Below are 1,006 nucleotides of genomic sequence, written 5' to 3' on the forward strand. Positions count from 1 at the left end.
TGGAAACCCCGGAACCCCCGGAACCCCGAAACCCGGAAACCCCGATAACAGTCTCAAAATATTACGGAAAACTGCGCTAACGAAACTAGGTAACGTTATTTGGCCGATTTAAGCAGTTTACGGAATCTAACGAAACCTGGTATCGCTATTTGGTGAATTTGAATGGTTTAGAGGGCCAATTAGCCGCAATAGCGATATGTAGTTTCGTTAGAATTGCGCTGGGCTTCTTTTTGGCGAAATAAGAATCTGTAGTTTCGTTAGGAGACCAAGAGGATTAACCGTCCCAATGTTTAGCCTGGTTAATGCTTAAAACCATTAAGTTAACCGGATTGCGTTCTGCGGAACTCCTCCGTTAATAGCGGAACAACCTCGAACAGGTCACCGACGATGCCGTAGTCAGCAACGCTGAAGATTGGCGCGTCGGGGTCTTTGTTGATCGCGATAATGACGCGCGATTGGCTCATGCCGGCAAGATGCTGGATGGCGCCGCTTATTCCGCAGGCAATATAGAGCTGCGGCGTAACGACCTTGCCGGTCTGCCCGATCTGCAGGGCATAGCCGCAGTAGCCGGCATCGCAAGCGCCGCGCGAGGCGCCAACCGCGCCGCCGAGCACGCCGGCGAGTTCTTGCAGCGGCTCGAAGCCGGCCGAGCTGCGCACGCCTCTGCCGCCGGAGACGACCACGTCGGCCTCGGCGAGATCGATTTGACCGCCGGCGCGGCGCACAAGCGAGCGCACCGCGGTCAGGATTGGCGGCACCGTGAACGGCAGCGCCTGCACGGTGCCTTGGGTCTCGCCGGCCGGCAGGGTCTCGGCCGGCTCGAAGTTGTTCGGGCGGACCGTGACGACCCACGGCCGGCCCGGGGTGAAGCTGCGCCGCTCGAACGCCTTGCCGGCGTAGAGCGGCCGCGTGAACACGCCATCGGTTTCGTCGATGGCGGTCACGTCTGCGACGTGGCCGGCGCCGATGGCTGCGGCCACGCGGGGCGCGAGCTCGCGCCCCACGG

Annotated in this window: 1 protein-coding gene; it reads right to left on the minus strand. The window is 60.5% G+C overall.

Translation table 11 applies throughout. The features are described 5' to 3' along the window. Positions 1–320 precede the first annotated feature (320 nt). The coding region (locus tag PGL01S_RS30675) for an electron transfer flavoprotein subunit alpha/FixB family protein (RefSeq protein WP_164775646.1) at positions 321–1,006 on the minus strand (686 nt) is incomplete at its 5' end.

This window comes from Paenibacillus glycanilyticus NBRC 16618, assembly GCF_004000805.1.
Taxonomy (GTDB): Bacteria; Bacillota; Bacilli; order Paenibacillales; family Paenibacillaceae; genus Pristimantibacillus; species Pristimantibacillus glycanilyticus.